This window comes from Methylobacterium sp. JK268 (assembly GCF_054052225.1).
This window is the reverse complement of record NZ_JBSVZN010000009.1, coordinates 140,824-162,639: the sequence shown is the minus strand read 5'-3', so window position 1 is coordinate 162,639 and position 21,816 is coordinate 140,824. Positions and strand designations below refer to the sequence as shown.

Sequence of the window (21,816 nt, the reverse complement as noted above, 5' to 3'; positions counted from 1 at the left end):
ATACAACAAAGTTTTAATAGACTAGATCTTAAGTATGAAGAAAAACTATAGAATGATGAGGTCGACATATTTTCAGACGAATAAATTGGGTAATGGGTATTTATGTTTTATTATAGACTGTCGAATTGAGTCTAATTAGGCCGATTTGCTGCCCTTCAAGAATGTTGGCAGCAGCAGCGGGAAAATGCGCAATTGCGTCAAAACCATCGAATATAATCGCAACGAGTTCATCTCCAACGCACTCCACGAATTTCTGAATGTCACCGTGCTCGACGGGCCCCATTACGGCGTAGAAAGGACGTTCCTCATCTCCCCGGCAACGTGCATAAATCATCCGATGGTCATCTTTGTTTTCGATCTTGACCAACGGCAAGTTCGCCATTGTGCGATCGTGATACGCCCAGAGTGCAGTGCGGCCTTCAATCCCTCGCTCCACCCCCACGAACAGGTAACCAGGAGCAGCGCGCTGCCGCAGCTCACGGAACCGCCCTGCCCTCTCCACCACCGACGTGTGAGCAGGCGAGCAGACGGCGAAGCCCGCCGCCTCGAGCCCCCTGCGAACCTTTTTCTCCTGCCGGCCATCGATCCGGATCACGTACCAGCTGCGATCGGCGTCGATGATGACGCGCAACCGCTCCAGCCGAATGAAGTGCGTTGGGGTGACCTTCGCATCGCTGTACCTGGCCTTCTCGCGATGCTTCCGGCGGTTCCGCTTCCGGCTCATGGGACTGGTTCCGACTTGCTCGACGGATCAGGGGTGAGCGGCGGCCGAATCAGCTCCGGCCGCCAGCAGGATCACGCGGCGCTGCGATCGGCTGGCTTCCGGCCGAGCCCGATGCTCTTGGCGAGTTCCGAGCGCTGCGCGGCGTAGTTCGCGGCCACCATCGGGTAGTCCACCGGCAGGCCCCACTTCGTGCGGTACTGCTCGGGCGTGAGCCCGCGTCCAGACAGGTGCCGCTTCAGCGACTTGTAGGGCTTCCCGTCTTCCAGGCTGATGATGTGGTCCGGGGTGACGGTCTTCTTGATCGGAACCGGCGGGACGAGCGGCTCTGCCACGGGTTCCTGGGGAGCGCCGAGTTTCGCGAGACTCGCGTGCACGGACGCGATCAACTCCGGCAGCGCGGCGGACGGCACCGGATTGTTCGCGACGTAGGCGGCGACGATCGAGGCGGTGAGGCCGGAGAAGGCCGAGTCGATGTCGTTGGACGGCATGGTGGTGATCCTGCGGTGAGAGAGGCCGGAGGCCTCGGGGTGAGCCCGCGTGGGAGAGTTGGCCCGCGAGGGTGTCAGGGGAGCTCAGCCAGGCACGGCGCTGCCGGCCTTGGCGCGCATGCGTGCGGCGATGCCCGGATCGAGCTTGAGGCCGCCCATGCCGCCTTCGGCGATGCGGGCGAGATGGGCTTCGGCGTTCTCGGCGCCCGGTGGCTGGCGCAGATGCGCGGCGAGGTCCGCGGCGAGCTTCGCAACTTTTGCCCGCTCTTCCGGCGACGGATCCGGCAGGATGCTGGCGTCGAGGATGGTGGTTATCCGGTGCAGCTCGGCCTCGACCGGCCGCATCAGCAGGCGCGCCTCGGCCGCGACCTGCGGCTCGGTCGGGCAGCGGTTGCGGTCCCAGGGTGTGACGGCGGTACCATCCCTGAAGCGCCGCACGGCCCGTGCGACGGCCCAGGCCGGCAGGCCGGTCAGCGCCTCCACGTAGCTGTCGATCGTCGCCGCGGTGACCAGGTCGTCGGCACCGTAGCCCGGGAAGGCCTGCTGCAGCTCAGCCATCGCCGGCGCGTGGGCCCGCCGGCCGGGCCGGAGCGCCGCCGCGAGCTCATCGCGCCTTGCTGCGAGCGCTTCCCGGTCAGCCGTCCCGGGAGCTTGCGAGGCGGAGATGGCCTTGCGCCGGAAATCGCCGGGGATCTCCTCCAGCTGCGCGCTGTAGCGGCCGATCAGGTCGGCCATCGCCCTCGTGGTCGATGACGGGGCCGTCGTGGTCGCCTGCGTCGTGGTCTTCGTCGGGAGCATGGTCGCCTCGGGCAATCTGGCGAAGCAGGAGGGTGCGGCGGGTGGCGGCGGAGAGGGGCTTGGCGGAGGGCGGAGCGCGGGCGGCCGGATCGCTCGACAGCAGCCGCATCACGTAGGGCCGCGGGTCGCCGGTGCGGGCACGGATCGCCTCGCCGCAGGCCCACAGCACCCGGCCGGGGTCGCCGCAGAACTTGAGGGCTCCCCCGATGATGCTGCCGGCCTCGCGTTCGGTGACGCCGAGCCCCATCAGGCCCGGTTTCGCCTCAGCCCACAGCCGGTCCTTCAGGCTGAGCGGGGCCGGCAAATCCGGCACGTCCGGCTTGCCCGAGGCGGTAGCCTCGGAAGGTGTCTCTGATGGTTCAGATGATGGTTCAAGCGTAGCGAGGGGTGAAGCGTTTGCACCTTTGCTCGCGCCGTTTTTGCGTGTTTGGTCGTCAGATTTTGCATGTTTGCCCATACGTGCGGAATTTTCACCTTTGCTCGATGGATGAAAAATTTGCGCGTTTGGTCCATCGATCGCGAGATGGATGATGTCTGTCCCACGAGAGCCCCCAGGCCGCCAGCGAGCTTCGCGTCGGATGAAGCCGGCGGTCTCAAGCTCGGCGAGCGCCGTGACAACGCTGCGGACAGAGAGGCACGCCTTCTCGGCTATCACCTTCTGCGACGGCCACGAGCGGCCCTGCTCGTCCGCAAAATTCGCCAGCAGCAGGAGAACGAGCTTCTGGCTCGCGCTGCCGACCTGGACGTTGAGCGCCCAGTTCAGGGCCGAGATGCTCATCGAGGCCCCGCCCACGTCTCAAGAGGGCGGTTGCCTTTGCTGCGATTGCAATTCCCACATGCGGTCGTAAGATTATCACAATCGTTTGTGCCACCGCGCGTGAACGGAACGATATGATCGCATTGAAGCGGTGCGCGGCTAGATCCACAATATGTGCAGCGATAACCGTCCCGCGCGAGAACGCGGAGGCGAAGTTGCTTCCACTCAGATTGCTTGATGCCGTACTTCAGGGATGGCATCGGCGCGAACATGTCGGGGCATGTGCAGACGACATAAACCTTGCCGGTCTTGTCCATCTTCTCGGCGCCGCCGCACTTACAAGCTGGCATCAGGTCCCCCTTCGCTTCGCCTGGAGGGCAGCCCGGAACTCGTCGGCGTTGTCGCGGACGGTCTTGAGCGTGCGGACCGCCGCGCGCAGCGGCACGAGCTTGGACCGGCAGCAGCCCGTCTCGACGGCGCGCCGCTTCTCAGGCGCCCGCTCCCACGCACTGACGGCCGCCTCCATCGACAGAAGGCAGCACTCCACTTCGTCGATCTGCTGCTGGATCGTGGGAGCGGAAGGCGCGTCCATGGCCGCTACTCGGCGGCGAGAAGGGTTAGGGTGCCGCGCTGCTCGGCCTCCTGCAGGTAGCGCACGGCCTGCGCGTAGTAGGAGGGCTTGAGCTCCGTCCCGATGAAGCGGCGCCCCTGCAAGAGGGCTTGGTACCCTTCCGAGCCAATTCCCATGAACGGCGAATAGACCGTCTCGTCGGGGTTCGTGTATTGGCGGATCAGGCGCTCGGTGAGGTCGAGCGGCATCGGACAGAGGTGCTTCTCCGCCGCGTCGTCCCGAGCCACCTTGACGTTGAGCACGTTGGTCTCGTCGGTGTCCGGCCAGACATCCTCGATCAGCCACTCCATGCCGGGCGGGACGATTGCGCCATTCGTTGTCCAGACCGACTGTGCGAGGGCCTGCCAGCTCTCCAGCGGGTGCTGCTCGGGATCGTGGAGGACGGGCGGCACGGCCTCCATGCCTTCGGCCCATTTCCGGAACACGACGACGTATTCGGGCAGGCCGCCGCCCGTGCGGGCCGCGTCGGTGCGGAAATGCTTATAGAGGAGCCGGTCCGATTTCGTCTTCTGCATCTCCCGCACAGGGCAGCGCGGGATGGTGATGCGTCGGTGGAAGGTCCAGCCCTCCTCGACGTGCGTGCGGATGCAGGCGCCGGTGAAGTCGCGCAGGCCGCGGTCTCCCCGGTCCGACGCATTGGAGTAGTAGACCAGATCCTTGACGTGGATCGCGGTTAACCGGCCGGGCTTGGTCACCCGGAACAGCTCGCGCACGAGGTGGCGGTAGCAAGCCTGGAATTCGTCGTCCGAGCCGACATTGCCCATGTCGCGCTCGCTCTCGCTGTAAATATAAAGCGACGAGAACGGGGGCGAGTAGACAGAGAAGTCGATGATGTCGTCCGGCATCTCTGCCGTGAACTCGACAGTATCGACGTTGTAGGCGGCGAAGTGCTGACCGATATGAGAGTTGAAGACGTTGGCGGTCACGGCACCATCCACGCCGGCAGGCGCGCTCCCTGTTGCGGATCGTAGGTCTCGAGGACGCGGTGCGAGCGGGCGGCGCGGGCCATCGCCGCAGCCATCTCTCGCTTCATCGCCTCATGATCCCCGGACTTCCGGTTCACGACGTCCCAGATCGACGCCTCGGTGTCGGCGCAGACGACGTGCGCGTGGACGTCCCGCAGCTGCCGGAAGCGCCAGCAGCGGCGCACCGCCTGGTAGAAGCTCTCGTAGGAGAAGCTCAGGCCCATGAAGGCCATGCGGGCGCAGTGCTGCCAGTTCAACCCGAATCCGGCGATCGACGGCTTCGTGATGAGGATCCGGGTCTGCCCGGTGGAGAAGGCGGCCAGCCGCTCCTCCTTCACATCGACGTGGTGGCTGCCGCGGACCTCGATCGCCTCCGGCAGGACCTCGTGCAGAGCGTCCGCGTCGTAGTCGGTCTCCACCCACAGGATCCACGACTCGTTGGGCTCGGCCCGTACCAGCTCGGCGACCCGCGCAGCGCGGTCGTCCTTGGTCAGGCGCTTCTCGCGATGGATCGAGGTCGCCGAGGCGTTGGGGATGCGGAAGAGCAGGCCCTGGCCGTTCTTCTCCTCTCCTGCGTCGGTGGTGCGATCCGCTCGCACGACGTGCCGGCGAATCACGAGCTCGGGCATCGTGAATCCGTCGTCCGGGAAGCCGAGATCCGACGGCCGCGACACGCAGCGGGCCCAGGACGCGACCCAATCCCAGAACGGGCGCACGGCGGGCTTCTTCAGCCGGTACCGGCCGGCGTTGTTCTGGTCGGCGATGAACCACCGCGACAGCATCTCCGGCGGCCGCATCACGCCCAAAAACTCGCTGTGCTGGCCGAGTTCGGTGTGGTCATTCGGGGCCGCGGTCGCGGTGCAGGCGAGCCGGTAGGGCGTCGCCGCGAACGCCTCCACAAGCTTGCGCTTCGTGGCGCCCGTGAAGCTCTTGAGGATGCTGCTCTCATCGAGAATGACGGCCGCGTAGTCGGCCGGGTCGAACCGCTCCAGCCGCTCATAGTTCGTGATCGCGATGCAGGGCCGATCGGGGACCGTCCCGAAGCGCGACAGCCGGGCGTCAACTCCGACCCGCTCGGCCTCGGCCACGTGCTGCGCCGCGACCGCGAGGGGCGCCAGCATCAGCACCGGCCGGTTGGTTCGGCGGGCGACCGCGTTGCCCCAGGCGAGGGCAAGGGCGGTCTTTCCGAGGCCTGTGTCGAGGAACATCGCGGCGCGGCCGACGCGGAGGGCGAACTCCAGGCAGTGCTGCTGATGCGGGAAGAGACCCGGGAGGAGGTCCTGGCTGCCGACATCCGGAAAGCCCTGCGGCTCGGCCGCGGCGCGCTTGCGCGCGATAATGGCGCGGTAGGCGTCCAGGGCATTCGGCTCCGGCGGGCGAGCGGTGGCGAGCGCGGTCACGGACGGGCTCCGTAGCGGCTGAGGATGTGGCGGCGGTCGAGGGCGGGGAGTGCGGTGGGCTTGCGCTTACCCAACGTCATAGCTATATTATGGCTATGAACAAGACGCTGATCTTCACCACGGCGGCGGGCCGAGAGTTCTTCAAGCTGCCCGAGGCGGTTCAGGAGAGCCTGACCGAACGGCTGCTGCGCTACGGCCTGACCGGCGAGGGCGACGTGAAGCGCATGGTCGGCTCGCCGGTCGTGCGGATGCGCGACGGCGACTATCGGGTGATCTTCGAGGAGACCCCGACCGGCCTCGTCATCCTCGCCGCCGGCCACCGGCGCGAGATCTATCGCTGAACGGAGTGCATGATGAAGCCGCAGATGATCCGCACCGACCTCGGCGAGGAGCTGGTGGTCATCACCCGCCGGGAATACCTGGCGCTCCGCGCCCGGGCCGGTGACGAGGACGCAGAGGATGAGATGACCCTTCTCCTTGCCGCCGAAGCCAAGGCCGATCTGGAAACCGGCCGCGAAATCGGGCTGCCCGGCTGGTTTGCGGACGCAGCCGCCAAAGGCGACGGAAGCGTTCTGCGCGGACTGCGCAAGCACCGAGGCCTGTCGCAGGACGCGGTCGCCCAGGCCGCAGGCATTACCCAGGGCTACTACAGCGAGGTCGAACAGGGCCGGAAGGTGCCGACGCTCGACGTGCTGGATCGGATCTCGACCGCATTGGAACTGGACCCGGCTTGGCTGCGACGCCTGGAGCGCGTGCGGGTTGTCGGGGCCTGAACGGCGCAGCCGGATGAAGCGCTTCGTCATAGCGAGGCGCTCCCGCTCCGAAGCTGCGCCTCGACGAGCTTGGCGATGTAGGCGGCGGGCTCCAGGCCGGCCCGCGAGGACGCGATCCGGAGCCACGCCTCGGCGGCCGGCGGGAGGGTGACAGCGTGAACGGGCTGCACCACCTCGACGGCGCGGGCCCGGTGCGGCAGGCGCCGGATGTGCCCGCGGGCTTCGAGCTGCTGCATCATCCGGTGGATGCCGGAGACGCTCTCAAGGCCGAGCGCATCAGCGGCCTCGCGGTAGGAGGGCGCGACGCCTCGGCTCTCGACGCAGGTGCCGATGTAGCGGAGCAGTTCGAGGGCCTTCGGCGTGAGGCCCATGCCGGCGACGGGCGCGGTCATCGCCGGCCTCCCGCCTTCGCATCGGTCGGAGCGGGCCGGCCGGTTTCGGGCGGCGTGAGGCCCACCAAGCCCCACGCCCGGTCCTCGCACCAGCGAGCGGCGGCGAGCACCGGGGCGGCCGCCTCACCGATCCAGAGCAGAGGCAGGGCGAGGAGGCGGAGCGCGCTCGCGGCAAGCCGGAAGAGGGGACGCATCACCGCCCTCCCCTCAGGTCGGCCAGCTGCGCCTCGATCGCCGCGGCGCGCTCCTCAAGTGCGGCCTGCCGCTCCGCCCGCAGGACCCGGTGGAACCACGCGTCGGGCTCATCGGGATGGACGGCACAGAGGAACGGCACGCCGTAGGTGGCGGTCATCGCGTCGTAGGCCGGGCCGGACGGGCAGTGCCCTTGCTCCAGCCACTTGCGGACGGTGCCTGATGGCACGCCCGTGTCGGCTTCGACGTAGATGGCCGTCTTCGTCGGGTAGATCCGCCGCAGGAAGGCGCAGACGCGTACTGCTAATGTTCGGGCGTCGATTTGCGAAAACTTTCGCACATCATGTCCAGACTTTCCCATTTTGATCCCCGATGCTGTGGACATCGGGGACTGATTTTCAGGGAAGGAGGACAGGGACATGGCGGGGGCGAAGGACATCTCAGCGCCTCCCCGCGACGAGGACGACGAGCGCTGCAACAGCGCACACGAGACGCGTGCCCGGGCGAGATCTTGGCGGACCGGCCGGGGCATGCGGAGCAGAAAAGGCGCGGCCAGCGGACGGAACGCGGCTGGCCGCGAGTGTCGCGAGGGGGAGGTACGCGCGCGGGTGAGGCTTCTCGCCCGTGCAGCCTCGCGAGCTGGAAAAGGGACCGCCCGCACCGAGGCAAGAGTCGCGATGCATGCCGGAGCGGGCGGACGCGCTGCGGAGTGCCGCGCGTTGCGATGGGGCGGTCATCGCTGCCCCCAATCGATTAGGACATCGCCATCCGCGGAGAGGCGGCGTTGCACGGGAAGGTAGCCGCCCTCGGCGCGGATGCCGCGGGCCTGCCGCTCGGCGCGCAGGCGGCTCAGCGCCGTCTCGGCGTCGCGGATCAGGGCTTCGAGGGCGGGCTCGTCGTACTCGATCTCCGCCCGGCCGCCGGCATCCTCGAGGATCTGGCGCAGACGGTTGGCCGGGGTGAGCTGGAACTTGCTCGACGCGAGCACGTGACCGGCGCGGCTCATCTGCGAGATGCGGGAGAGCGTCGTCACGGCTTGGCCTCCGTGAGGACGCGGACGGGGCCGTTCACGGGATCCGGAAGGACAAGAAGCCGAGATACCGCGACCGCGGCCACGGTTCCGATGATCGCGACGACGACGGCAAGGTGCGCGACCGCGATCGCGCCGAGAGGGAGGCGCATGTCAGGCTCCTGCAGCGGGATGGGAGGCGCTGGCCTTGGCGCGCCGCTGGTGGACGACGGGGACAAGTGACCGCGCCCAGGTCGCCACGAGTGACAGCCTAGGCACAGCCTCTACGATCAGCGATTGCGACTCACCGACTGGAGAATGAAAATGACGACGGAAAACAAGAGCGGCTGGAGCAATATTCTTGAGAAGCTGGAACACGAAAGAAACCGGAGCCATATTGTCAAACCAAGTGGTGGCAATGAATTCTCTATTGCATTCAGAGATATCCGCCATGTTATCGGGCAAGATTTTGAGGCAAGTAGTATCACGGCAAAAACCGATTTCTGTGTTGTAGAATTTCTGATTTCTCGGGGAGAACAGCAGATCTTGTTCCCCGTGTACATCAAACGGGAAGAAGTCGATCCCATGGACTACGTTAGGGAGGCCGCCCACCGGATGCACATGGATCTCGTTCGGCTCTGCGAGCAGACTGCAAACCTGAAGCTGCGGGATCAGGGGAGCGGCGACTGATCTCCGGTTCTGGCGGACGGAGGCACGGTTTGCCGAAGCGCGTCCCGAAAATCGGGGATCGCTTCGGTCAACTCGACGCCTGCCATATGCGCGATCAGGAGAGTATAACCCTCGACCTCTCGCTGGAAATGATCCGCCGGATTGCGAATTAACACCGCCATTGTCGCCATGGCGCGAACTATTTGCTCGTCGGTCATCGAAGGCTCCTTGCGCCAAGTGAACGAGCGCGGTGGTCATATTGACGCCTCCGCTTGGGCGGGGGCGATAGCCGCAGCCGGCGACGGATCGATTGCCTCTGGCACGAAGTCGATCGCAGTCACCTCATTTCCGGTGATCCGCTGGATCTCGGCGGCCACCGTTATCGACGGCATGGCGTCGCCGTTCTTCACGCGGGTGATGAACGACGGATCCCGCCCGAGCTGGCCAGCGAGCCAAGTCGCGGTTTTGCCGTTCTGCTTGAGCCAGTCAGCGAGCTTCATGGGATAAAAATGCATGCCATACACTATGTATGTCAAGCACTTTTGTGCATCGCTGAGCGTAGCGCTCCGTGGAGCATCGGCGACACTGGCTCATGCCTCCTGTGCCTAAGCCGAAGCGCGAGCGGCGCCCGAACTTCCTTCGCCAGTGGCGCAAGCACCGCGGGTATTCACTCGCTGAGGTTAGCGCTGAGATCGGAATGACGGGGCCGAATCTCGGCCGTGTTGAGAAGGGCGAAGTGCCCTACTCACAAGATTTATTAGAGCAGCTGGCCGAGTTCTACAATTGTGAGATCTCAGATTTGCTGGTTCGCGATCCCAGCGACCCAGAAGGTATCTGGTCCATTTGGGATCAAGCTAAACCGGCAGAACGAGAACAGATTGTGAAAGTTGCCAAGGCACTCGTCAGCTCTTCCACAAACGAGCAAACTCTCACTCCTAAGCTGCCTCGTCGTCAAGGCCAAGTGCAATTGCAGCGTACTTCGGCACAACGCCGGACCGGCAGAGCAGGCTGATTCTGCCCATTTCTCCGGTCCTCATATTGCCCATCCACTTGTATGCGATTACCCCAGCGCGGCGAGTTGCAAGATACTCAAGCCTTTGCCGCGCTTGGTCTGGATGGTGAAAGTGCAATGGGTCCTCGGCCACAAGATCCCCGGCGTCATTGCGACGATACGATTGCACGGTGAATCGTGTCAGAGTGGGCATGGCAGCTCCTGAGCCGCACCACAGGTTGCGTAATGCTGTGGAACAAAGCAAGAACATGCCCTTAGGTCAACGTGTTTCGGAGCGATCGCCGTCGAGCCTGTGGAGAGCTGTGGAAAAGCCGATCGCGCAAAATGTGCGCCTGATGCACTTTTCCAGTTGACGCACATTTGTGCATGTGATGCACTTGGCCATCCATAACGGATGGGCCGCTCTAATGTCCTCTCGCCGCCACATCTCCTGGTCTGCCGCGATGCGCAGCATCGAGCAGGACCGCACGCCCCTTTCCCCTGTCCGCGAGCTGCCCCTCCGGAGCGCCGGGCGCGCTGACGGGAGCGGCAAGCTCACCGCCTGGCGAGGCCTCTCTGGCCGGCGCTACGTCGCCACGATCCTGCACCTCACCCGCGAGGACGCATTCGACGCTGCCGCGGGTGTGGCCCTGGCGGTCCACCGCGACGGCAAGGGCCACGCAACCATCGTCGCCGCGCGGGCCTGCCCGGTTCGCGATCCCGGATACCTCGGCTGGCTCGCCGCCTGCTGCCAGCGCGGCGCGACCGAGCTGCACATCCATACCCTGGCCGAGGGTGAGGACGGGCGGAAAGCCGTAGCGGCTGACCTGACCGCGCGGGCTCCGGCTGCGGGACGCACGTCCGTCCGTGGGGCTGCCGCGTGATGGCCGCCACCCGCCCCCTCATCGACCCCGAGCGCCTGGAGCGCGTCGCGGGCCTGATCGGCAGCGTGGGGATGCCCGACCCGCGCGCCTGCGAAGTGCTCGCAGAGGCCAGCCTCACGCTGCACGAGCGCCTGCCGGAGTCGGAGCGCCCGATCCTGCTGCCGCTGCTGCCGCGCCTCCTCGGCAGCCGCGGATCCGCCGCATTGGCGGCTCGCCGGGCCGCCGTCGCCGCCGACTGGCTCCTGCGCAGTCACGCCCCGGCTTGGCTGCGACAAGCCGGCCTGTCGGAGGCGGCTGACCGGCTCACCGCGCTGCCGGAGATTACGGACCTGACGCAGCTCAGCGCCGCACGCCCCGCGATCCTGAAGGCTCGCCGGGCCGCCGCAATCGCCAGCGAGCACGTCGGCATCGGGGAAAAGGCCCAGCGACGCGCCTCCGAGGTGCTGGCCGGGGCTCCCGCGGTAGCTGCGCGGGAGGCCGTCCGCCTCGGTTGGTCCGTGTGCTCCACCCGGTATTCCGGTTCAGGCCCGCTGGATCCTTGGATGAGCGACCTCGGCGACGCCGTCGTGTTCGCGGGCCTCGCGGCGGACGGCGCCGACCTCCCGGCGCTTCGGCGCGACCTGCTGGTCTCCGCCGTCGCCATGCTCGCGCGCATGATCGCGCTGACGGACGGCGATGTGCCGGCGCCCGAGGCGGGGTTTGCCCTGGCGAATCTCCCGCCCCGCGGGTGTCGTTACCCGATCACCGCGGACCGCGTCCCGCCGGGCCGCCATCGCTTCTGCGGCGCTCCGGTCCGGCCTGGAAGCTCCTACTGCCCCGAGCACTGGCGCATCGCCCACTCAACCAGGGGCGATGCCGGCATCAGCTACGCCAAAGCCGCTGAGCTGCAGGCCCGCCGACCCGCCGCAGCCGCAGAATGACGCTCCCCCTCCCCGCCCAACCGAGCGTGACCATGACCACCAGCACCGACACCCTCGTGCCCGCGTCCTTGTCCCTCGCCGAGTTGATGGCCGTGGCCTGGACGGCCGCCGAGATCGCGATCGCCGCGCTCTGGCGCATGCCCTGGGCGGCCCTCAGCGAGATGGCGAGCCTCCTCGGCGGCCGGGCGCCGGAGCAGCGCCATGCTTGAGCCGGCCTCCGCCACCGACCTCCCCCCGCGGGATCACAACCACCCGCCGGAGCTCACGCCGTTCGAACTTTCGCGCGACGAGATCAGCGCCCTCTACACAGAGGGCAAGCACTGGCTCGACGGCTCGCCGGTCACGACGCAGGTCGAGGCCGACAGCGTGGCGAAGCTCCTCGCCATGGCCCGGGAAGCGGCGAACCGCGCCGACGAGCGCCGGATCGCGGAAAAGCGGCCCCATGACGAGGCTGCAGCCGAGGTGCAGGCCCGCTACAACACGCTCATCGCCGGCTTCAAAGGCTCGGTGAAGGGTCCGAAGGGCAAGGCGACTCTGCTCGCGGAGGCCTGCAAGGCAGCCTTGGCACCGTACCTCGAGCGGCAGGAGGCGGAGAAGCGGGCCGCGGCCGAGGCCGCCCGACGCGAGGCCGAGGAACGCGCCCGGGAGGCCTCACTGGCCTTCGCCGTCAGCTCGCCCGGAGATCTCGAAGGCCGCGAGCAGGCCGAGGTCCTGGCGGCCGAAGCCCGCGCTGCGGAGCGCGCGGCCGATCGGGCCGAGCAGGACCGCGCTGCCGCACGTGGAGGCGCCCGCGCGACCACCCTCCGGACGTCCTACCGCGCCGAGTTGACCGACCCGACCGCCTTCGCGCGCTGGGTCTGGGCGAATGCCCGCGACGAGATGATCGGCCACCTCACGACCATCGCCGAGCGCCGGACCGCTGCCGGGCAGCGCGAGCTCCCCGGCGTGACCCTTCACGAAGTGCGGCAGGTGGTGTGATGGGTGCCGAGAGCGACAAGCAGATCGCGGAGATCCTCGCGACCTACGGGGAGCCGCTGGCCGGCAACGTGTGGCGGGTGCAGGGCACCGCCGTGATCTACCATAAGGCGCTTGAGCGCATCGCCGCTCAGGCGCGCATCCGCTTCGATGCTCCGGTTCTCGTCCGCGCCGAACGCGACGAGGCGGTGATCCTGGTGACAGGGCACATGCCGAGCCCGAGCGGCGAACGCACCGAGTGGTCGATCGGCGAGGCGCTGATCGGCATGAACTACAGGGTCTCTGGCAAGCAGGCGGCATACGTCTATGCGATGGCAGAGAAGCGCGGGAAGGATCGAGTGATCCTGAAGCTCGTGGGGCTCCACGGGCTGCTCTACTCGGAAGACGAGGCCGACGAGTTCAAAGAGGCGAACGCTGACGCCCAGGAGCGACGCCAAGCCAGCACAGCGAACCGGCCACCATCCGAGCGGAACCGCAAGGATGCCGACTTCGACGAGGGGCCGGCTGCGATCGAGGTCGGGCTGAAGGCTGACATCGACAAAGCCAAGACCATCAACGCGGTCACCGACCTGATGCTCGACCCCGAGACGCAGCAGCGGCTCGCCTGCCTCGCGCCGGGCATCCGCGATGGGGTCCGCGAGTACGCCAGGGACCGTCTCGTCGCCCTCGGCTGGCCCGCCAAGAGGCGTCGCCCGGAGGCGGCCGAATGAGCGCCACCCTCCCCATCGCGTGCGAGTGGGACGGCGAGTCGATGGTGCCGCTGGCCCGCTTCCGGCAGCTTTGCGACCGCCAATTCACGATCGGCGAGCACTACGTCCTCGCCGAGCACGAGCCGCGTAGCTCCGCCGCTCACGGCCACTACTTCGCCTGTCTGCGCGATGCCTGGGAGAGCCTGCCGGAGGCGGAGGCCGCCCGCTTTCCCACCCCGGAGCACCTCCGGAAATATGCGCTGATCAAGGCGGGCTTCCGCGACGAGCAGACCTTCGTCGCGAGTTCGAAGGCCGAGGCACGGCGACTGGCCGCCTTCCTTCAACCGGTCGACGAGTTCGCGGTCATCTCGGTTCGCGAGGCTGTCGTCATCCGCTGGACGGCTCAGAGCCAGTCCATGCGCGCGATGGGCAGCGCCGAGTTCCAGCGTTCGAAGGATGCCGTGCTGGCCGTCGTGGCCGACATGATCGGCGTCACCAGCCCGCAGCTGCTCCGCCAGGGCGGGAGAGCGGCATGACGGATCCCCGCCCCAAGCTCTCCGACCGAGAGCGCGTCCGCCTCTACCTGCTCCACAAGCGGATCTGCCACATCTGCAACCGCGCGATCGATGGCACCCGGGAGCCGTGGGACATCGAACACGTGATCCCGCGCAACCTGCTCGGCCGGCTCGCCGACACGGACGACAACATGCGTCCGGCGCACCGGGACTGCCACCGGCGCAAGACGAAGCAGGACGCCGCCAACCACGCCGAGGCCGTGCGCCGCGAGACCCGCCATATCGGCGCGCACCGGTCGCGGCACCCGATCGCCGGCAGCCGCCCGCTCCACGCTGGCGAGCCCGCCCATCGCGCCACCGCGCCGCTCGGTAGGCCGCTCCCGCCGCGGCGCTCCCTCTTCGTGCCGGAGTCGAGATCATGACACCCAGCCCATTCCAGTTGTCGAACCTAAAATATGACGAGCAGCGCCCCACCGATACTAAGAGAAAAGGCTGCCAGCAAAAGAAGGCTGTTGGTTCGATCATCACGGCGCTCTCGGCCAATGAAGCTGTAAGCAAGAATAACAACGCCAACCGCAGCCGTGATAGCTCCAAGTATCTTCATGCCGTCAGGCCTCTCAGGCTGAAATCCTCTGGGCATGACTACAGTGAATTCGAAGATGCTGCAAGGCAGTATCTCAATTCAGATCACGTCGATGCATAAGAGCACCTCCGCACCCGTTCTGTTCGACGCATCAGCCGCGCCGGATCCGAGCACTCGGGCCGCTCGTGCGGAGGAGATCATCTCACTCCTTCGACAAGCCATGACCTGGGCGGTGGAAGACGATACCTTCGGCCTCCTCTCCGAGCGGTGCCGACGCACGATCGCGACTGCCGTATTCGCTGGGCCAGCCGGTGCATCGGCGGAACTGGCGGCCGAAGCCGAGTTCTGGCGCGACAGGTACCGCGAGCTGAGCGGCCGGATCGGGCCTCGGCTGGCCGAGATCGCCGACCCGCTCTGGGCTGCAGCCGGGAAGTCCCCGCCAGTCCTCTACAACGCGAACGCGACACGCCTGCGCGACTACGCGGCCGATCTGGACCTGATCGCCGCCACCCTCTCTCACCACTCGCCAGACGTAGAGCGTACTTGACCCGCTGGAGCTTAACCGTGTCCCATCGCATCTACGTCGCCTCGTCCTGGCGCAATCCGAAGCAGCCAGAGGTGGTCGCCACCCTTCGGGCCGCAGGGCACGAGGTCTACGACTTCCGCAACCCGTTCAACGGCGTGCCGGGCTTCGCATGGTCCGAAATTGATCCCGAGTGGCAGGCCTGGTCCGCGGCCGAGTACCGGCGTCTCCTGACCACTCACCCGATCGCCGCACGCGGCTTCGTGTCGGACCTTCGCGGCATGCAGTGGGCGGACACCTGCGTCCTGCTGCTGCCCTGTGGGCGATCGGCGCACCTGGAAGCCGGATGGTTCTGCGGCGCCGGCAAGCGCTGCTTGATCCTCACGCAGGATGGTGAGGAGCCCGAGCTAATGCAGCTCCTCGCGACCGACATCTGCATCTCGCTCGACGAGGTGCTCCAGAGGCTCGCAGGCAGCCCGGTCGGGCTTGCGGAAGCAGCAGAGTGACCATGGCCGCGCACAGCCCCGTCGAGCGCACCGACCCCACATGGAACCCGATCACCCGGTGCGCCGCGCGTAGCCCTCGCCAGCGCCGTCACACAGCCCAGCACGATGACCACTGCCTGGTGACCTTCGGCGGCATCAACTGGCGAATCGTCGGCATGCGAGGCCTCGCGGCAATCGACTTGGTCAGCCTCGACGGCACCGTCAGGAGCTCCCTGAGCCTCGCGGACACGGACCTGACCGCCTGCTGCGACATGACCGTCGCCCGGCTCGCCCCCGACATGGCGATCGACAACGCGAAGGTGCGCCATGCCCGTTGACGCGCCCACCGGCGCCATGCCCTGCTCACGCCATGACGCAGCGGCATCTCACCATCCTGCTGGACTGGCTGTTTGTGGCGATCCTGATCGCCCTCGCGATCGTGCCGGTAATCCCGAAGCTGCTGGCCACCTTCTAGGCGTCGGTCGCCCTTCTACCGCCGACGAGCAGCGGCTTCGGTGAGCCACGCGCCATGAGTTTGAACGCACCAGCTCAGGCGGTTCAGGAACGCGAAACCGCACCCCTCCGGTACGCGCGGACCTGCTTGGAATGCGGCCACGCCTACGAAGCCGCCATGCGCCATTCCGAGTTCTGCTGCTCCAGCTGTCGCCAGGAGTGGAACAACCGGCGCTCGCGGCGCGGCGCCGAGGTCTACGACCTCTGGATGGCGTTCCGGTTCCAACGCCCTCTCGCCCGCTCGCTCAAGCTACTGTCGGCGCTCAACCGCTTGGCCTCGATCTACCGCGAGGAGGATCGGCGCGAGCGAGGGGCCAGACCGTCCTGGCGAGCGCCGGAGGTGGTGCTGTCCAGCCGGCCGTACCTGCGAGCGGTGTGGCTGGTGCAGCGGCGGAAAGGGTGAGCAACGCTCCGATGCGTCAGGACAATCGCCTTGAGGATCCTGAGGAGACAGCTGTGAGCACGCCACGCCCGCGCCCCCTGACGCCCGAGCAGGTCGCCGAGCGATGGGACTGCTCGGCCAACCATGTCCGCAACCTGATCAGGCGCGGCGAGCTTCGCGCTTTTCGGGTCGGCTCCCGCTTGCTTAGAGTACCCCCAGATGCCGTGCTGGAATTTGAGCGATGCCAGGAGACTACCGGATCGGACGCCTTAACGGACGCTACGTCGTCTCCTGGTGGGCTGACGGAAAGCGACGGCGTTATCGTCTTGACGCACTCACGGCCAAGGACGCGGAGCGTGAAGCCCTCGACGTGATCAGGCGCGAGGTTGCCGCGCCGAAGGGAGCCACAATCGCCGACCTCTGGGAAGGCTATCGGGCCGAGAAGGAAGGCCGCCGTGTCGCAGCGGCCATGAAGCACGAGTGGAAGGCGGTCAGCCCGCATTTCGGGCACCTTCGACCCGATCAGATCACGACGGCGACGTGCCGCGCCTACACCGACGCCCGCCGGAGAGCCGGCAAGCACGACGGCACAATCTGGACGGAACTCGGTCACCTCCGGACGGTGCTGGTGTGGGCGCTCGGGCCCGAGAAGGCGCCGCGTATCGAGCGGCCCGCCAAGCCGGCCCCGAAAGAGCGCTACCTTACAATAGCCGAGATCGAGAAGCTCCTCGACGCCCCGGCCGCCCCGCACATCAAGAACGCCATCCACCTGATGCTGGCGACCGGCGCCCGCGTTGGCGCGGTCCTCGAACTGACCTGGGACCGCGTCGATTTCGAGCGAGGCCAGATCAACCTGCGCACCAGCGACACCGGCCCGCGCAAGGGGCGCGCGATCGTCCCGATGAACGCTGGGCTGCGCGCCGTGCTCAGCAAGGCGCGAGGCGAAGCGCTGTCCGATTATGTGATCGAGTGGGCCGGCGGACAGGTGGCAAGCATCAAGACCGGGTTCAACGCTGCAGTGAAGTCGGCTGGCCTGGACAGCGTCTCACCCCATGTCCTGCGCCACACCGCGGCCGTCCATATGGTCGAGGCGGGCGTACCAATGGCCGAGGTCGCTCAGATGCTCGGGCACTCCAACACGGCTGTGACTGAGCGCGTCTACGGTCGCTTCTCGCCTACGCACCTGCGCCGCGCTGCCGACGTGCTGGACTTCACAAGAGTTCGTTCCATAAATTCTTAGAAGACGCGCCCGACAATCTTGCTTGCGCGCGGCATTTAAATTTTGCAAATCAAATCATGCGGTTATAATTGGAAAATAAAAAGCATATGTTGATGAGTTTATTCGTCAATTCTGGAGATAAATAGAATACTATCGGATAACATATTCCGTGAAATTGCTTTTACGTGCGTTTAAACACCAAAAAGATTTGCAAATCAGCTTTTATATTACTCTGCGAATATTTGATCTGGCGGATGACGTGAAATTTCGACACTCTGTGGCATTGCCATTTCCCGACAGATCTGGTATAAGTCAAATCAAAATTCCGATCTATCCAAAACGGCGCGACCAGTGTCATCAAGTATTTTGTCGAGGTGAAACAAAATGAATAAATCGCAGTTGGTGGCAATATCTATGTATTTTTTTTTAATGATTATTTGCGTTTTGCTTCTTCTGGTCAGCGATAATTTTTCGCTTAGTGTACGAGATGCAATTCTTCCTATGGCATCCGAAGGCTTCAAACTCGTGCTTGCTGCTTTGATCGGCGCTATATCTGCTGTTATTGGTGTGAATACGCGACCTGGAAATCCCGACTAGATAATCTAAAATGGAGAGTTTCAGATGAATTTCGCACAAATCGTACTTGGTATCATTTTGATATTTGAGATGTCACCAGCATATTGTCAACAGAGGGAGCTACCTTCATTAGAGGAATTTAATAACATACTCACCTTATGCGCAGCCGGTTCAAATATTTCTCTGACCGGAGAAATAAAAGGGAATTTTGAGTCAGTATATAAAGACAAGGTTGTAGATGCAAAAGGCGCTAAGCTGATCACATCAGCCGACTTCTTGAATTCACTACCTGCGGCTGATAGATTAGCCGGCCTTAAACTGTATCACGAGTGTGTTGTCAACATATTAATCGGAAAAGCGACCGCATCCTCCCCTAATCCAGATCAACCTAATGATGTTGATCTGCCCGCCACAATTGATACATACGGTAGGCCGGTAAACATTAGAGCAAAAGCTTTAACTGGTCAAACCGAGATCAGAGCATATCCAGCCGGAGTAAGTGCAAAAGACGGGCGAACGGGCACTAATGGAAGCAATGGTGGTAATGGCGCGCAGGGCTCTGGCGGCAAGGGCGGCGATGGTGGGTCTGGCGCCGCTGGTACTGACGGAGCATCTGGTACTACACCGGGTGATGTACGTATAGAAGCCGATAGTTTTACCGGCAATCTTAGAATTGTAAATTCTGGCCAAGCTGGTGGCAACGGCGGTTCAGGCGGCTCAGGAGGGCACGGCGGGGCTGGCGGTCGCGGAGGCGACTCAGTCAACGGGTTCTTTGATTGCAAAAGTGGCCCTGGGAACGGAGGGCAAGGCGGCAACTCCGGAGCCGGCGGGGATGGCGGTAGAGGTGGTAACGGCGGTTCCGGAGGAACTGTTATTTTGAAATTTAAGACTGTTACGCCAGGATCGACAATCAATGTTATCTCGAACGGAGGAAGCCATGGCTCAGGCGGTGAGCCTGGGCAACCTGGGATGATTGGCACTGGGGGACCAAGAGGTAATACAGGTGGGCACTGTGGTGGAGGAGGCCGGGGACCTGGCGCCAACGGCGTCGCTGGTGGTGGTGGTCGGAAGCTAGGCGATGGTCAGAGCGGCCCTAACGGACAGATCGAAGTCACAGTTGGAAACCAGACAACAACGACCGCGGGTTCATTCTCTAAGACATATTGAGAGTGCAAATCGGCACGCTATAATATGGTGAAAAATGATCAAACTAGTGATAAGGTCAGTGGATACCTCATAGATGTTGACACGAGGCTCGTGGCAGATGGGCAATTGGCTAAAGCAGTTGAACCACGCGTAGGTGCGCTTTACGACCCGGTGGTTATGGCCAAGCTAGCCGCTGCTCCCGATACTGCGCGGTGAGATGCGCAGCACAATCCCGCAGGCACAACACTTCTGCCGCCGCGCCTTGTAGGTGTGCAACTTGCGCGCCAACGGCGCGGGCGCTCCTGCTGCCTACTGCGAAGGCTTGGAACTGTATTTATAGTCGGAGCCAAAATCGGACTGCCTCGGTGCTTGGCACCCGTCAGAACGAGGCCAAGCGGCGTGTAGCGGGCGTCCGTGACTATGTGTCGCTTGATCCCCGCCTCCGCACTTCATCTCTATCAGGCGCATCTCCCATCGGATGCCCGAGCGCAGGACGGATTGGATCCCTGTCAGGGCGGCTCGGTTCGCGACCAGCGGCCGGTCGCCCTTCAGGCTCGGCTTAAGCTCGGGCACAAGTTGAGCGACCCCGGTCCAGAGATCGTGAAGAAGAAAGGTTCGGGCCATGCGAGCCCGATGCGCTGGGTGCTCGCCCCTGCTGCCCTGTTAGGGGCCCATAGGTTCGATGAACCCGCAAGATGTCCGCAACAAGTGGGCTAACCCTTTGAAGACAATGGTGGGCCCGGCAGGATTCGAACCTGCAACCAGACCGTTATGAGCGGTCAGCTCTAACCGTTGAGCTACGGGCCCCGCGGCGCGGGTCGTCGACCGTTACCGCAGCGGAGGCGGGCCGTCACCCGGCATTTCGCGGCGAAGGCCCGCGCCGACGCGATCGCGGGCAAGCCCGCTTTAACCACGGCGACGGTCCACGGACCGCGGCGCCACATCCCCGTCAGGTTTCTTAAACCGCGGATGCGATCACCGAGCCGCCAGCAGTGGGGTGAGGCATGGCCGCCAAGACGCGATCGACATGGGGAGAAGGCGAACTCTACGAGGCGTTGTGCCTGCTGGTGATCGCGGGTTTCTGGGGGCTGATCGGCGCCGAAGCCGGCGTGTTCCGGGCCTTCAACCACCTCATCCTCGAATACGGGCTGTCGGACCTGTTCACCTTCGGCATGCTGATGGGCCTGACGATGGTCGGCGTCACCATCCGCAAGTCGCTGAAGCTCAGGCGGGTGATGCGCGAGCGCGACGCGGCGGCGGCCCACGCGGAATCCGTCGCCCGCCACGACGCGCTCACGGGCCTCGCCAACCGCCGCCTCCTGCTCGAGGCGATCGGCCGGCACCTGCGCGCCGGCGGCGGGCCGGAGACCGGCGCCGTGCTGCTGATCGACATCGACCGCTTCAAGCCGGTCAACGACCTCTACGGCCACGCGGCCGGGGACGCTGTGCTCTGCGCCGTGGCCGACCGCCTGCGCGCGCTCGCGCCGGTCCACGGGCTTGCCGCCCGGCTCGGCGGCGACGAGTTCGCCCTCCTCGTCAAGACCGAGATCGCCAGCGACGTCCTGGCCCGCCTCGCCGAGCATATCATCGCCGCCATCGCGCGCCCGGTGGAATGGTCGAACGTCGAGCTGAAGGTCGGCGCCACCGTCGGGATCACCCTGATCTCCCACGACGACGCGGATCCCAACGCGATCATGCACGCCGCCGACCTCGCCATGTACCAGGGCAAGAAGGACGGGCGGGGCACCTACCGCTTCTTCCAGAGCGCCATGGATCTCGAACTCAAGGAGCGCGCCCTCCTGGAGACCGAGCTGCGCCAAGCGATCGAGGGTGGGCAGATCGAGCCCTTCTACCAGCCGGTCGTGGCGCTGCCGAACCAGGAACTCGTCGGCGTCGAGGTGCTCGCCCGCTGGCGCCACCCGGTCCGCGGCCTGCTCGCGCCCGGCCAGTTCATCGCGGCGGCGGAGGAGACCGGCATGATCGCCGATCTCAGCTACCGCCTGCTGCGGCAGGCCTGCCTCGACGCGCGCGCCTGGCCGCCCCACCTGCGGCTCGCCGTCAACATCGCCCCGCAGCAGTTCCAGGACCGCTGGCTCGCCGAGCGGATCCTCGCCATCCTCACCGAGACCGGCTTCCCGCCGAACCGGCTCGAGGTGGAGATCACCGAATCCGCCCTGGTGCAGGATCTGGAGGCGACCCGCGCCACCCTCTCCTCCCTGCAGAATCTCGGGGTGCGCATCGCGCTCGACGATTTCGGCACCGGCTATTCCAGCCTCTACCACCTGCGCGAGCTGCGCTTCGACAAGCTGAAGATCGACCGCAGCTACGTCGACTCGATCACCATGAGCGAGGAGCGGGCGAAGCTCGTCGACGCGATCATCAAGCTCGGCACCAGCCTCGGCCTCACCACCACCGCCGAGGGCATCGAGACGGCCGCGAGCGTCGAGTGGCTCTCGGGCCAGGGCTGCGATTACGGCCAGGGCTACCTGTTCGGCGCCCCGATGCCCAAGGCAGCGATGGACGAACTCCTCAGCGCCCCGGCCGAGGAGCAGCGCGCCTTCCTGAACAGCAAGTCCGCCGCCTGATCCGAGGCCGCGTCCGGGGAGACCGTTTCCCC

General features: G+C 65.4%; 35 protein-coding genes, 1 tRNA gene and 1 pseudogene. 20 read left to right on the top strand and 17 right to left on the bottom strand.

Translation table 11 applies throughout. The annotated features are described in order from the left end of the window. Positions 1-100 precede the first annotated feature (100 nt). The 8 genes from ACW9J6_RS11965 to ACW9J6_RS11930 all read right to left on the bottom strand — a co-directional run bounded on the left by ACW9J6_RS11965 (position 101) and on the right by ACW9J6_RS11930 (position 5,763). Positions 101-724 (bottom strand): transcription termination/antitermination NusG family protein, encoded by a 624-nt coding sequence (locus ACW9J6_RS11965; protein ID WP_457116693.1) that lies wholly within the window; start codon positions 722-724, stop codon positions 101-103. A gap of 71 nt (positions 725-795) precedes the next feature. After that, positions 796-1,212 carry a MucR family transcriptional regulator gene (locus ACW9J6_RS11960; protein ID WP_457116692.1) on the bottom strand — a complete coding sequence of 139 codons (417 nt, stop codon included), beginning with the start codon at positions 1,210-1,212 and terminating at the stop codon, positions 796-798. Positions 1,213-1,296: 84 nt separating this feature from the next. Beyond that, a complete protein-coding gene (locus ACW9J6_RS11955; protein WP_457116691.1) occupies positions 1,297-1,947 on the bottom strand; it encodes a hypothetical protein in 651 nt (216 codons plus the stop codon). Next, on the bottom strand, positions 1,847-2,788 hold the full coding sequence (locus ACW9J6_RS11950; RefSeq protein ID WP_457116690.1) for a helix-turn-helix domain-containing protein: 942 nt from the start codon (positions 2,786-2,788) through the stop codon (positions 1,847-1,849). Before ACW9J6_RS11950 ends, ACW9J6_RS11955 begins: the two co-directional genes overlap by 101 nt. Next, positions 2,785-3,027: an HNH endonuclease gene (locus ACW9J6_RS11945; RefSeq protein ID WP_457116773.1), complete on the bottom strand. Its 243-nt coding sequence runs from the start codon at positions 3,025-3,027 to the stop codon at positions 2,785-2,787. The genes ACW9J6_RS11950 and ACW9J6_RS11945 overlap by 4 nt, the downstream gene beginning before the upstream one ends. 89 nt (positions 3,028-3,116) lie before the next feature. Next, positions 3,117-3,359 (bottom strand): hypothetical protein, encoded by a 243-nt coding sequence (locus ACW9J6_RS11940; RefSeq protein ID WP_457116689.1) that lies wholly within the window; start codon positions 3,357-3,359, stop codon positions 3,117-3,119. A 5-nt stretch (positions 3,360-3,364) separates the two neighbouring features. Beyond that, on the bottom strand, positions 3,365-4,324 hold the full coding sequence (locus ACW9J6_RS11935) for a DNA-methyltransferase (RefSeq protein ID WP_457116688.1): 960 nt from the start codon (positions 4,322-4,324) through the stop codon (positions 3,365-3,367). Then, positions 4,321-5,763, bottom strand: a complete 1,443-nt coding sequence (locus ACW9J6_RS11930; protein WP_457116687.1) for a helicase-related protein — start codon at positions 5,761-5,763, stop codon at positions 4,321-4,323. Before ACW9J6_RS11930 ends, ACW9J6_RS11935 begins: the two co-directional genes overlap by 4 nt. An 89-nt stretch (positions 5,764-5,852) precedes the next feature. Here ACW9J6_RS11930 and ACW9J6_RS11925 point away from each other — a divergent pair, with 89 nt between their 5' ends. Beyond that, complete coding sequence (locus tag ACW9J6_RS11925; RefSeq protein ID WP_457116686.1) at positions 5,853-6,104, top strand: type II toxin-antitoxin system RelE family toxin; 252 nt, start codon at positions 5,853-5,855, stop codon at positions 6,102-6,104. Positions 6,105-6,113: 9 nt separating this feature from the next. Next, positions 6,114-6,536: a helix-turn-helix domain-containing protein gene (locus tag ACW9J6_RS11920; protein WP_457116685.1), complete on the top strand. Its 423-nt coding sequence runs from the start codon at positions 6,114-6,116 to the stop codon at positions 6,534-6,536. 26 nt (positions 6,537-6,562) lie between these two features. Here ACW9J6_RS11920 and ACW9J6_RS11915 read toward each other — a convergent pair whose 3' ends face one another. The 5 genes from ACW9J6_RS11915 to ACW9J6_RS11895 form a co-directional block, all read right to left on the bottom strand. Then, positions 6,563-6,928: a LexA family protein gene (locus tag ACW9J6_RS11915; RefSeq protein ID WP_457116684.1), complete on the bottom strand. Its 366-nt coding sequence runs from the start codon at positions 6,926-6,928 to the stop codon at positions 6,563-6,565. Beyond that, positions 6,925-7,122 (bottom strand): hypothetical protein, encoded by a 198-nt coding sequence (locus ACW9J6_RS11910; RefSeq protein WP_457116683.1) that lies wholly within the window; start codon positions 7,120-7,122, stop codon positions 6,925-6,927. The genes ACW9J6_RS11915 and ACW9J6_RS11910 overlap by 4 nt, the downstream gene beginning before the upstream one ends. After that, positions 7,122-7,559: a hypothetical protein gene (locus ACW9J6_RS11905; protein ID WP_457116682.1), complete on the bottom strand. Its 438-nt coding sequence runs from the start codon at positions 7,557-7,559 to the stop codon at positions 7,122-7,124. The genes ACW9J6_RS11910 and ACW9J6_RS11905 overlap by 1 nt, the downstream gene beginning before the upstream one ends. A 294-nt stretch (positions 7,560-7,853) precedes the next feature. Continuing rightward, entirely contained in the window at positions 7,854-8,153 is a 300-nt protein-coding gene (locus ACW9J6_RS11900; protein WP_457116681.1) for a hypothetical protein, read from the bottom strand. After that, positions 8,150-8,302: a hypothetical protein gene (locus tag ACW9J6_RS11895; RefSeq protein WP_457116680.1), complete on the bottom strand. Its 153-nt coding sequence runs from the start codon at positions 8,300-8,302 to the stop codon at positions 8,150-8,152. Before ACW9J6_RS11895 ends, ACW9J6_RS11900 begins: the two co-directional genes overlap by 4 nt. A 151-nt stretch (positions 8,303-8,453) precedes the next feature. Here ACW9J6_RS11895 and ACW9J6_RS11890 point away from each other — a divergent pair, with 151 nt between their 5' ends. Further along, the gene (locus tag ACW9J6_RS11890) at positions 8,454-8,819 is read left to right on the top strand and encodes a hypothetical protein (RefSeq protein WP_457116679.1); all 366 of its coding nucleotides are present in this window, start codon (positions 8,454-8,456) and stop codon (positions 8,817-8,819) included. Here the strand turns inward: ACW9J6_RS11890 and ACW9J6_RS11885 are convergent. Together ACW9J6_RS11885 and ACW9J6_RS11880 are read right to left on the bottom strand one after the other, a co-directional pair. Continuing rightward, a complete protein-coding gene (locus tag ACW9J6_RS11885) occupies positions 8,801-9,016 on the bottom strand; it encodes a hypothetical protein (protein WP_457116678.1) in 216 nt (71 codons plus the stop codon). The genes ACW9J6_RS11890 and ACW9J6_RS11885 overlap by 19 nt on opposite strands. Positions 9,017-9,052: 36 nt before the next feature. Further along, on the bottom strand, positions 9,053-9,298 hold the full coding sequence (locus ACW9J6_RS11880) for an XRE family transcriptional regulator (protein WP_457116677.1): 246 nt from the start codon (positions 9,296-9,298) through the stop codon (positions 9,053-9,055). 92 nt (positions 9,299-9,390) lie between these two features. Between ACW9J6_RS11880 and ACW9J6_RS11875 the strand changes: the two genes are divergently transcribed. From ACW9J6_RS11875 to ACW9J6_RS11800, 16 genes are all read left to right on the top strand, one after another. Then, positions 9,391-9,810: a helix-turn-helix domain-containing protein gene (locus tag ACW9J6_RS11875; RefSeq protein ID WP_457116676.1), complete on the top strand. Its 420-nt coding sequence runs from the start codon at positions 9,391-9,393 to the stop codon at positions 9,808-9,810. 443 nt (positions 9,811-10,253) lie between these two features. Continuing rightward, complete coding sequence (locus tag ACW9J6_RS11870; protein ID WP_457116675.1) at positions 10,254-10,673, top strand: hypothetical protein; 420 nt, start codon at positions 10,254-10,256, stop codon at positions 10,671-10,673. After that, positions 10,673-11,593, top strand: coding sequence for a GcrA family cell cycle regulator (locus ACW9J6_RS11865; RefSeq protein ID WP_457116674.1), 921 nt, complete (start codon positions 10,673-10,675; stop codon positions 11,591-11,593). Before ACW9J6_RS11870 ends, ACW9J6_RS11865 begins: the two co-directional genes overlap by 1 nt. A 32-nt stretch (positions 11,594-11,625) precedes the next feature. Next, positions 11,626-11,802 carry a hypothetical protein gene (locus ACW9J6_RS11860; RefSeq protein ID WP_457116673.1) on the top strand — a complete coding sequence of 59 codons (177 nt, stop codon included), beginning with the start codon at positions 11,626-11,628 and terminating at the stop codon, positions 11,800-11,802. Continuing rightward, positions 11,795-12,571, top strand: coding sequence for a hypothetical protein (locus ACW9J6_RS11855; protein WP_457116672.1), 777 nt, complete (start codon positions 11,795-11,797; stop codon positions 12,569-12,571). Before ACW9J6_RS11860 ends, ACW9J6_RS11855 begins: the two co-directional genes overlap by 8 nt. Continuing rightward, positions 12,571-13,278 carry a trna delta -isopentenylpyrophosphate transferase gene (locus tag ACW9J6_RS11850; RefSeq protein WP_457116671.1) on the top strand — a complete coding sequence of 236 codons (708 nt, stop codon included), beginning with the start codon at positions 12,571-12,573 and terminating at the stop codon, positions 13,276-13,278. The genes ACW9J6_RS11855 and ACW9J6_RS11850 overlap by 1 nt, the downstream gene beginning before the upstream one ends. Further along, the gene (locus ACW9J6_RS11845) at positions 13,275-13,793 is read left to right on the top strand and encodes a hypothetical protein (protein ID WP_457116670.1); all 519 of its coding nucleotides are present in this window, start codon (positions 13,275-13,277) and stop codon (positions 13,791-13,793) included. Before ACW9J6_RS11850 ends, ACW9J6_RS11845 begins: the two co-directional genes overlap by 4 nt. After that, the gene (locus ACW9J6_RS11840) at positions 13,790-14,194 is read left to right on the top strand and encodes an HNH endonuclease (RefSeq protein WP_457116669.1); all 405 of its coding nucleotides are present in this window, start codon (positions 13,790-13,792) and stop codon (positions 14,192-14,194) included. Before ACW9J6_RS11845 ends, ACW9J6_RS11840 begins: the two co-directional genes overlap by 4 nt. Beyond that, positions 14,191-14,475, top strand: coding sequence for a hypothetical protein (locus ACW9J6_RS11835; RefSeq protein ID WP_457116668.1), 285 nt, complete (start codon positions 14,191-14,193; stop codon positions 14,473-14,475). The genes ACW9J6_RS11840 and ACW9J6_RS11835 overlap by 4 nt, the downstream gene beginning before the upstream one ends. 100 nt (positions 14,476-14,575) lie before the next feature. Then, on the top strand, positions 14,576-14,902 hold the full coding sequence (locus ACW9J6_RS11830; protein ID WP_457116667.1) for a hypothetical protein: 327 nt from the start codon (positions 14,576-14,578) through the stop codon (positions 14,900-14,902). A 17-nt stretch (positions 14,903-14,919) separates the two neighbouring features. Then, the gene (locus ACW9J6_RS11825) at positions 14,920-15,384 is read left to right on the top strand and encodes a hypothetical protein (RefSeq protein ID WP_457116666.1); all 465 of its coding nucleotides are present in this window, start codon (positions 14,920-14,922) and stop codon (positions 15,382-15,384) included. 2 nt (positions 15,385-15,386) lie between these two features. Then, positions 15,387-15,701, top strand: a complete 315-nt coding sequence (locus ACW9J6_RS11820; RefSeq protein ID WP_457116665.1) for a hypothetical protein — start codon at positions 15,387-15,389, stop codon at positions 15,699-15,701. Positions 15,702-15,892: 191 nt separating this feature from the next. Beyond that, complete coding sequence (locus tag ACW9J6_RS11815) at positions 15,893-16,279, top strand: hypothetical protein (protein ID WP_457116664.1); 387 nt, start codon at positions 15,893-15,895, stop codon at positions 16,277-16,279. Positions 16,280-16,290: 11 nt separating this feature from the next. Then, positions 16,291-16,632 (top strand): helix-turn-helix domain-containing protein, encoded by a 342-nt coding sequence (locus tag ACW9J6_RS11810; protein WP_457116663.1) that lies wholly within the window; start codon positions 16,291-16,293, stop codon positions 16,630-16,632. Then, positions 16,518-17,498, top strand: a complete 981-nt coding sequence (locus tag ACW9J6_RS11805) for a tyrosine-type recombinase/integrase (protein ID WP_457116772.1) — start codon at positions 16,518-16,520, stop codon at positions 17,496-17,498. Before ACW9J6_RS11810 ends, ACW9J6_RS11805 begins: the two co-directional genes overlap by 115 nt. A gap of 600 nt (positions 17,499-18,098) precedes the next feature. Further along, a complete protein-coding gene (locus ACW9J6_RS11800) occupies positions 18,099-19,220 on the top strand; it encodes a hypothetical protein (protein WP_457116662.1) in 1,122 nt (373 codons plus the stop codon). Here ACW9J6_RS11800 and ACW9J6_RS11795 read toward each other — a convergent pair. Next, positions 19,200-19,823, bottom strand: a pseudogene (locus ACW9J6_RS11795) (IS5/IS1182 family transposase). The gene ACW9J6_RS11800 and the pseudogene ACW9J6_RS11795 overlap by 21 nt on opposite strands. A 107-nt stretch (positions 19,824-19,930) precedes the next feature. Next, positions 19,931-20,006, bottom strand: a tRNA-Ile gene (locus ACW9J6_RS11790). Positions 20,007-20,203: 197 nt separating this feature from the next. Here ACW9J6_RS11790 and ACW9J6_RS11785 point away from each other — a divergent pair. After that, positions 20,204-21,784: a putative bifunctional diguanylate cyclase/phosphodiesterase gene (locus ACW9J6_RS11785; RefSeq protein ID WP_457116661.1), complete on the top strand. Its 1,581-nt coding sequence runs from the start codon at positions 20,204-20,206 to the stop codon at positions 21,782-21,784. Positions 21,785-21,816: the final 32 nt, after the last annotated feature.

Excerpts from the sequence above, each read along its gene's own strand:
- ACW9J6_RS11965 (WP_457116693.1), bottom strand. The coding sequence starts at position 724 with ATGAGCCGGAAGCGGAACCGCCGGAAGCATCGCGAGAAGGCCAGGTAC.
- ACW9J6_RS11960 (WP_457116692.1), bottom strand. The coding sequence starts at position 1,212 with ATGCCGTCCAACGACATCGACTCGGCCTTCTCCGGCCTCACCGCCTCG.
- ACW9J6_RS11955 (WP_457116691.1), bottom strand. The coding sequence starts at position 1,947 with ATGGCCGACCTGATCGGCCGCTACAGCGCGCAGCTGGAGGAGATCCCC.
- ACW9J6_RS11950 (WP_457116690.1), bottom strand. The coding sequence starts at position 2,788 with ATGAGCATCTCGGCCCTGAACTGGGCGCTCAACGTCCAGGTCGGCAGC.
- ACW9J6_RS11945 (WP_457116773.1), bottom strand. The coding sequence starts at position 3,027 with ATGCCATCCCTGAAGTACGGCATCAAGCAATCTGAGTGGAAGCAACTT.
- ACW9J6_RS11940 (WP_457116689.1), bottom strand. The coding sequence starts at position 3,359 with ATGGACGCGCCTTCCGCTCCCACGATCCAGCAGCAGATCGACGAAGTG.
- ACW9J6_RS11925 (WP_457116686.1), top strand. The coding sequence starts at position 5,853 with ATGGCTATGAACAAGACGCTGATCTTCACCACGGCGGCGGGCCGAGAG.
- ACW9J6_RS11920 (WP_457116685.1), top strand. The coding sequence starts at position 6,114 with ATGATGAAGCCGCAGATGATCCGCACCGACCTCGGCGAGGAGCTGGTG.
- ACW9J6_RS11915 (WP_457116684.1), bottom strand. The coding sequence starts at position 6,928 with ATGACCGCGCCCGTCGCCGGCATGGGCCTCACGCCGAAGGCCCTCGAA.
- ACW9J6_RS11910 (WP_457116683.1), bottom strand. The coding sequence starts at position 7,122 with ATGCGTCCCCTCTTCCGGCTTGCCGCGAGCGCGCTCCGCCTCCTCGCC.
- ACW9J6_RS11905 (WP_457116682.1), bottom strand. The coding sequence starts at position 7,559 with ATGTCCTTCGCCCCCGCCATGTCCCTGTCCTCCTTCCCTGAAAATCAG.
- ACW9J6_RS11895 (WP_457116680.1), bottom strand. The coding sequence starts at position 8,302 with ATGCGCCTCCCTCTCGGCGCGATCGCGGTCGCGCACCTTGCCGTCGTC.
- ACW9J6_RS11890 (WP_457116679.1), top strand. The coding sequence starts at position 8,454 with ATGACGACGGAAAACAAGAGCGGCTGGAGCAATATTCTTGAGAAGCTG.
- ACW9J6_RS11885 (WP_457116678.1), bottom strand. The coding sequence starts at position 9,016 with ATGACCGACGAGCAAATAGTTCGCGCCATGGCGACAATGGCGGTGTTA.
- ACW9J6_RS11880 (WP_457116677.1), bottom strand. The coding sequence starts at position 9,298 with ATGAAGCTCGCTGACTGGCTCAAGCAGAACGGCAAAACCGCGACTTGG.
- ACW9J6_RS11875 (WP_457116676.1), top strand. The coding sequence starts at position 9,391 with ATGCCTCCTGTGCCTAAGCCGAAGCGCGAGCGGCGCCCGAACTTCCTT.
- ACW9J6_RS11870 (WP_457116675.1), top strand. The coding sequence starts at position 10,254 with ATGCGCAGCATCGAGCAGGACCGCACGCCCCTTTCCCCTGTCCGCGAG.
- ACW9J6_RS11865 (WP_457116674.1), top strand. The coding sequence starts at position 10,673 with ATGGCCGCCACCCGCCCCCTCATCGACCCCGAGCGCCTGGAGCGCGTC.
- ACW9J6_RS11860 (WP_457116673.1), top strand. The coding sequence starts at position 11,626 with ATGACCACCAGCACCGACACCCTCGTGCCCGCGTCCTTGTCCCTCGCC.
- ACW9J6_RS11855 (WP_457116672.1), top strand. The coding sequence starts at position 11,795 with ATGCTTGAGCCGGCCTCCGCCACCGACCTCCCCCCGCGGGATCACAAC.
- ACW9J6_RS11850 (WP_457116671.1), top strand. The coding sequence starts at position 12,571 with ATGGGTGCCGAGAGCGACAAGCAGATCGCGGAGATCCTCGCGACCTAC.
- ACW9J6_RS11845 (WP_457116670.1), top strand. The coding sequence starts at position 13,275 with ATGAGCGCCACCCTCCCCATCGCGTGCGAGTGGGACGGCGAGTCGATG.
- ACW9J6_RS11840 (WP_457116669.1), top strand. The coding sequence starts at position 13,790 with ATGACGGATCCCCGCCCCAAGCTCTCCGACCGAGAGCGCGTCCGCCTC.
- ACW9J6_RS11835 (WP_457116668.1), top strand. The coding sequence starts at position 14,191 with ATGACACCCAGCCCATTCCAGTTGTCGAACCTAAAATATGACGAGCAG.
- ACW9J6_RS11830 (WP_457116667.1), top strand. The coding sequence starts at position 14,576 with ATGACCTGGGCGGTGGAAGACGATACCTTCGGCCTCCTCTCCGAGCGG.
- ACW9J6_RS11820 (WP_457116665.1), top strand. The coding sequence starts at position 15,387 with ATGGCCGCGCACAGCCCCGTCGAGCGCACCGACCCCACATGGAACCCG.
- ACW9J6_RS11815 (WP_457116664.1), top strand. The coding sequence starts at position 15,893 with ATGAGTTTGAACGCACCAGCTCAGGCGGTTCAGGAACGCGAAACCGCA.
- ACW9J6_RS11810 (WP_457116663.1), top strand. The coding sequence starts at position 16,291 with ATGCGTCAGGACAATCGCCTTGAGGATCCTGAGGAGACAGCTGTGAGC.
- ACW9J6_RS11800 (WP_457116662.1), top strand. The coding sequence starts at position 18,099 with ATGAATTTCGCACAAATCGTACTTGGTATCATTTTGATATTTGAGATG.
- ACW9J6_RS11785 (WP_457116661.1), top strand. The coding sequence starts at position 20,204 with ATGGCCGCCAAGACGCGATCGACATGGGGAGAAGGCGAACTCTACGAG.